The following is a 6,000-nucleotide window of genomic DNA, read 5'->3' on the forward strand; positions in this document are numbered from 1 at the left end:
TAGATGATAAAATAAGGATTAAATACAAAGCATAAATACGAGGCATAAATACAAGAAAAGGGGATATCATGATTAGAGGGTTTTATTTTAGTGCTACAGGCACTACGAAAATTGCAATTGAAACGGTATGTAGAGGGCTTTCAAGATACAGAGCAGATGAAGCCATTCAATTTTATGATTTCACAGGATCAGAATCGCGTTTAAGTTTTCCGTCTTTTTTTGAGACCGCTCTTGAAGACGTTCAAGAATCAGATGTACTCCTTTTAGGCGTTCCTGTCTACGCGGGGAGAATCCCAAATATCCTTTTGAAAACGCTTGATGCACTTTGCTCTATACCCAAGGCTAAAATAGCATATGCGGTACCAATTGTGCTTTATGGCAACAGACACTATGATTCTGCACTCAATGAACTTGGGCTCATATTACACGAAAAAGGGTTTTCACTTCTGGGAGCTGCCGCTTTTATTGGAGAGCATTCTTTTTCGGATAAACTTGCTATGGGGAGACCGAATGAGCAGGATGTTAAAGTGATGAGACAATTTTCGGAGGCACTTCATGAAATTCAGCAAGTTCAAATGCGTGACGAAGCGGAAAAAAAAGAGCGTGTTTTTTTTAATCAGAGACTACTCGATCAATTAGGGGGAGCCTATATTCGTGATGACTTAAAACCTTATTATAGGCCGAAGAATGCAAACGGTGATTTATTTGATTTTCGGACGATCAAGCCTATAACCACAGAGGCCTGTACGGATTGTGGTCTTTGTATCAATATATGTCCAATGGGCGCTATAGACCAAGAACATCCCGCGTTGATCACAGGTGTTTGTATTAAATGTTGTGCCTGCGTCAAGCGATGTCCAACATCGGCAAAAGTTTTTTCGGACCCCAAATTTATATTCCACAAAACAGAGCTTGAAGATTCCCTGAAAACGCCAAAGCAACTGAATTTGTTTTTACGAGAGAGCAGAGAAAAACACAGAATAAAAATCTAATTGAGAACCGTTTTCGTTTATTGTTTAATTCTTTTATAAAGGGGTAACAATACCATATAGAAGAGCACTAGAAGGGAAGTGAATAAAGTGAAAAAAGTGAAAAAGGCGAAAAATACGAAAAAGACGAAAAAAGTGAAAAAGGCGGAACACAGTATTTCATATCAAAATAAACGCATTGTTTATGATTCAAATGGCGTAAGATTATCCTCAATACTTGGTGGCGGTGCGACTGAAGCTTGGGCAGACATAGATCATTATGAGAAAGAGTCTTGTGTTTCTATTCCATCTGAAGAAGCCGTTGAAATTGCAAAAGCGTGGGTTGATGAAAACCACAAATAGTATAAATTTAAAATACGGATGACAAATAATTTAAAAAGAACGCTTAAGTTTTAATAAAGTAATTTATTAAAACAAAGGCGTTCTATTTATATGTTTGAAAGCGTCGCTGTACTCAGCTGTAAGCGTATAAAGTTGTTTAGAGTAAGCTTTTAAGTTTTATTCAGTTACTGTAAAGTGCCATTCTCGGCTCATCGTTGTGCCGTCTTCTGATCGCACAATCTTAACCGTTGCAGTATAATTACCCACTGGGAGTGGGCCTAATTCGTCAAGGGCAATCCCTGCACTCCTAACGGGAATTTCTTTATCTGTAATGATTTCTTCGCCGTTGTTTTTAAGTGTATAAGTGATTTTTGGAGAAGCCCCACCATTTATAAATGTTACACCTATAGGAAGGGTTTTACAATCCGTACTAGTGTCAGGAGAGGGCGATATAGTAGTGATTTTAAGATTGTCATTGATTGTGATTGTGGATATCTTAGTAATTGTTTTCAAACCGCTTACATCTGTTGCGGTAACTGTAAATGTGAAATTTGGAACAGTTGCTAAAAGGTGATCTTGCGGAATTCTATAATCATAATTGCCATTATAGGTGTTTTGAGTCATTTGTTGATCAGATACAGTTTTATTGGCAATGGTATATGTGATGGTAACATCTTGAATATCCTTATTGTCTTTAGCAGTAACTGAAATAAAATAATCTTGACTTGTTTGAGCCTCGGCTAAATTATCTGGCACGATAACCAAGGGGGGGGGTAGTGTCATTAATTGTATCATAGACATTATAGGTGTTGGCTTCTTTTGTCCCCGTGTTTAACTGTACGGTTGAGCCATCACAAGCAACTGTAGCATATAAATCAACCTTATCACCAGCTTCTACAAGTGTTGGATAGGCAGCAGCTTTATAAATATTCATATTACCAGTGACATCTGAAATTTCAGTTAATCCGAATGCCCTATAAGTGCCGAGTGTAACGTCTTTGATCTTAATAAATCGACCGAGCATGTTTAACCCATTTGTTTTTAGGTCTGATATAGTAACTGTTTCTGGTGCCACTTGAGTACTAGATCCTACTATTTCTCTAGCGGTAATTGCTCTAAGCATCGGTAATCCAGTCTGGATTGAGTAAGTACCTGTTAGTTTTACTAGATCCCCAATTTTAGAGTCTGCAGGTGCTGAGCCATAGATATAGAGTGAATAAGGGGTGCCATCAATGATAGCGTGAATAACTGGATGCGCATAATTTGTTGCAAAATAAGCAATTTGTCCTGTAACGGTGATATTTTCTGTGTCGCTTTCAAGTGCAAGGACTTCCTTAATCGTAGAAGTGATCGTTGTTACATGCGTATTGTCAGTATAATCATCAGTATTGTTGTCAGTGTTATTGTCTTGAGTAGGTGTGGCAGGTTTTAATTGAGTATGGTCATCAGCACTACTAGGTGGTCCCACTGTTACGTGATAATTGTGAATAATGGAGACTGTCGATGGTTCTGAAACTGTTTGTAAACCAGCAACATCTATTGCAGTAATTGTAAAGGTGAAGCTTGGAGCAGTTTCTAAAATCTGATTATCTGGAATTCTATAGGCATAATTATTTCCAGCTTCAGTTTTGTCATTCAGTTCTTCGCTTCTTTCATACATGGGTTGATCATATACAGTTTTATCTCCTATGGTATAGGTGACTAGTTTCTTGCGAAACTCTGTAAGCATTGAAAATACTTGCTTTTATTTATAGAAATAGCATATTACCCTCCATTTTGGGTATAAATAAGGTGTGTTCCTGTTGATAACTCATACTCAAAAGAAAGGAAGGTAATAATGCTAATTTCTGCTTCTAATCAGGTTTCCCTGTTTGATCTTGATGCTGAGTTTGATGAACTCACTTCATACAAATCAGATCAACTTTTTTCTCTTTTTAACCAGTTTATTGACACAGATGATGTTATTCCAAAATCTTTCTACAGTGTTTACTACTCTAATGTTGGAAAAAACAGAGATTTTCCACTTGAAGGTATGCTCAAAGCATTTATCTTTTACAACTTGCTCGGTCTACCTACCATTTCCACTCTCATTTTTATCATCAACATTTCAAGTGATTTTAGAAAATTTCTAGGCTTTTCCAGAGCACCTCATCCCTCTCAGTTTTCTAGGTTCAAGACTCTCTTTTATGACCAAATCCTCGAAATGTTTCATCATCTTGTTGATTTTACCTCTGATTTTGCAATAGATGCAGATGATCGCCTCGCCAAAATACTCATTACCGATACAACTGGTTTCGAGTTATACGTTAAGGAAAATAACCCTAAATTCTATCAATCTATTCTTAAAACCGTTAAAACTTACGCTAAATCTCATAAGTACGACAAGACCTTTGATGTAGAAAAATATGCCCAATCAAAGATGCCAAAACAAAGTTCTTCTAACCCTGAAGCTAAACTGACTTATCTTAATGGGCATTTCGGATACTATCAAAAGGTCATCCTCGCTACCAACGGGTTTGGATTAATTCGAGATATTAATTTTTATAATGCCGACAATACGCTACAGCTTAACCTTACGCCTCAAGAAATCAAAGATGAATATGATGCTAAATCTCTTATCCCTTCACTTGAAACGTTTTTCGATTTACACCCAGATTCTAAATTCAACTACTTTCTTGGGGATTCAGGCTTTGATGCAGTTGATAATTATGCGTATCTTTACAAAAAAGGCATCATACCTATCATCAACCTTAATCCTCGAAATAATTCTACGCTGCCTCAACCCCTGTTTAATGAAGACGGTATCCCTACTTGTCCCAACGATCCTGAGTTACCAATGACCTATGCTGGGGTGATTAAAGGAGCCAATAGAGCAGATCGTATTCAGTTTATTTGCCCTAAAAGATCTCTTACAATGTCTGATTCAGTAAAATCCGTTATTCTTGATTGTGATAATCCTTGTACCAATTCACCATATGGAAGAATTAAAAACATCACTGTTCACCATAATTTCAGATTCAATGCTGCTATGCCTCGAAATAGTAATGAATGGATCAATCTTTACAAAATAAGAACGGTTTGTGAAAGAACCATCGCACAACTTAAATCCTTTATGCAAATCAATATTTCCAAAGTCAATAAAACCTTAACCCTGAAATCAAACATCTTTTTAGCTGGCATCACACAATTGATTGCTTTCATTATCATTCATAAAAGTAAATTAAACATTGGTCATTTGTCTATAAAAACTATGGTTGCATAGAATAACTTACTGCGAAATTGAGTAAGTCTTTATTCTGTTGCGCTTTTTTTTTGAACTTTTTTAGATATTTCAATTTTGCTTGTGGATAACTTTGGTTTTTATTTCGCAACGATCTATTAAAATTTTCATATAGTGTTATCCCGCACATTATTTACTTTTGAATAACCCTATCTCAGTCAAAATAAAAGAAGTTAGTGGACATTTTAATCTGTTGCATGATGCATCAAATTATTTTATTCGCTAACTTCTTATGTTATCATGAATACATTAAGTTTCATTCATACAACAGAAGTCTCCCCGACCAAAGTTTGACTTCTGCTGAAACTCATTACAGAGAGGAGATAGACCTCGTCTATAACAATTCATATGATAACGATTTTAACGGATAATTGCAATCCTATTTCTCAAATTTTATACGATAATGTCCTAAATAATCTTCAGAATCATCAGTTGGGATGTATTTGTGGCCATTCGGGATGCATGTCTATTCATGGTTACTATAACCGTGATATTAAGTATGAAGATGCTTCAGTAACCTTACGCATCAGACGTGTCATCTGTTCATTTTGTAAAACAACTCATGCCATTCTATTAGCCTCCATAGTCCCTTATTCTCAGATCTCTCTCCATGACCAAGTTCGTATTATAAACTGCCATAAACGCTCTGATGACTTTACGCCTATCATGGAAGACACGCCCTCTATCGATGAGAGCAATATTCGGTATGTTATTAAACAATATCTCTGTCATTGGTTAAACCGCCTCCTTGCTGCTTCTTTACCTCTTTGCCCTTCAAACAATTTAGTAAAGCGCTCTTTTTCAAACTTCAATCGCCAGTTTATGCAGATTAAACGAACGCCTAATCTCCTTTTTCTAAAACCCACATAACCTAACACGACCAACTTTATATTTGCTCCTATAATGAAGATAATTCTAAAGGAGGAACATACTATGACTCACGATCAAACTCATGCAATCGCTTTGATGCGCTATTCTATCATCGCTCCACTTATTTCTGGTCTATCTGATCAATACGAATCTAAGGAGGCTTTCTTTCGTGATGCCTCAAGTAAAGGTGTCAGTACCCCAAAGGGCACCATTAAGCATTTTGCACCCGCTTCCATTAAACATTGGTATAACAGTTATCAACGTGGCGGTTTCGACGCACTACTACCTGCCTCTAGATCGGATACGGGAAAGTCTCGCAAACTTGATGATGAGCTTCAAGAACAGATTAAATACCTTAAATCCAACTACCCGCGTATGTCTTCTGCTGCAATTTTCAGGCAGCTTCGAGAAACYGGGAGTATAAAACCCTCTGAATTATCAGAATCAACGGTCAATCGCTTTATCAAGCACCTTGCGATCCATCAAAAGACCACTACCAATCAAGACATGCGACGTTATGAACGCCCTCATATCAATGAA

General features: G+C 36.9%; 7 protein-coding genes. 5 read left to right on the forward strand and 2 right to left on the reverse strand.

All coding sequences use genetic code 11. The features are described from left to right. The first annotated feature begins 68 nt into the window (after positions 1 to 68). Both F3D3_RS14610 and F3D3_RS25055 read left to right on the forward strand, forming a co-directional pair. Positions 69 to 992: a 4Fe-4S binding protein gene (locus tag F3D3_RS14610; protein WP_069875056.1), complete on the forward strand. Its 924-nt coding sequence runs from the start codon at positions 69 to 71 to the stop codon at positions 990 to 992. A gap of 87 nt (positions 993 to 1,079) precedes the next feature. Next, the gene (locus F3D3_RS25055) at positions 1,080 to 1,331 is read left to right on the forward strand and encodes a DUF3787 domain-containing protein (RefSeq protein WP_306455960.1); all 252 of its coding nucleotides are present in this window, start codon (positions 1,080 to 1,082) and stop codon (positions 1,329 to 1,331) included. Between the two features lie 156 nt (positions 1,332 to 1,487). Here F3D3_RS25055 and F3D3_RS14620 read toward each other — a convergent pair whose 3' ends face one another. Both F3D3_RS14620 and F3D3_RS14625 read right to left on the reverse strand, forming a co-directional pair. Next, positions 1,488 to 2,066 (reverse strand): hypothetical protein, encoded by a 579-nt coding sequence (locus F3D3_RS14620; RefSeq protein WP_175438387.1) that lies wholly within the window; start codon positions 2,064 to 2,066, stop codon positions 1,488 to 1,490. Beyond that, entirely contained in the window at positions 2,056 to 3,039 is a 984-nt protein-coding gene (locus tag F3D3_RS14625; RefSeq protein ID WP_069875061.1) for a hypothetical protein, read from the reverse strand. Before F3D3_RS14625 ends, F3D3_RS14620 begins: the two co-directional genes overlap by 11 nt. A 108-nt stretch (positions 3,040 to 3,147) precedes the next feature. Here F3D3_RS14625 and F3D3_RS14630 point away from each other — a divergent pair, with 108 nt between their 5' ends. The 3 genes from F3D3_RS14630 to F3D3_RS14635 all read left to right on the forward strand — a co-directional run. Next, positions 3,148 to 4,572, forward strand: a complete 1,425-nt coding sequence (locus F3D3_RS14630; RefSeq protein ID WP_069871022.1) for a transposase — start codon at positions 3,148 to 3,150, stop codon at positions 4,570 to 4,572. A 366-nt stretch (positions 4,573 to 4,938) separates the two neighbouring features. Next, positions 4,939 to 5,460 (forward strand): DUF6431 domain-containing protein, encoded by a 522-nt coding sequence (locus F3D3_RS24190; protein WP_175438246.1) that lies wholly within the window; start codon positions 4,939 to 4,941, stop codon positions 5,458 to 5,460. Positions 5,461 to 5,523: 63 nt separating this feature from the next. Continuing rightward, a partial coding sequence (locus tag F3D3_RS14635) for a helix-turn-helix domain-containing protein (protein WP_175438388.1) occupies positions 5,524 to 6,000 on the forward strand: 477 nt, incomplete at its 3' end.

It is taken from the genome of Fusibacter sp. 3D3, assembly GCF_001748365.1.
GTDB lineage: Bacteria > Bacillota > Clostridia > Peptostreptococcales > Acidaminobacteraceae > Fusibacter_A.

Excerpts from the sequence above, each read along its gene's own strand:
- F3D3_RS24190 (WP_175438246.1), top strand. The coding sequence starts at position 4,939 with ATGATAACGATTTTAACGGATAATTGCAATCCTATTTCTCAAATTTTA.
- F3D3_RS14630 (WP_069871022.1), top strand. The coding sequence starts at position 3,148 with ATGCTAATTTCTGCTTCTAATCAGGTTTCCCTGTTTGATCTTGATGCT.
- F3D3_RS14610 (WP_069875056.1), top strand. The coding sequence starts at position 69 with ATGATTAGAGGGTTTTATTTTAGTGCTACAGGCACTACGAAAATTGCA.
- F3D3_RS14625 (WP_069875061.1), bottom strand. The coding sequence starts at position 3,039 with ATGCTTACAGAGTTTCGCAAGAAACTAGTCACCTATACCATAGGAGAT.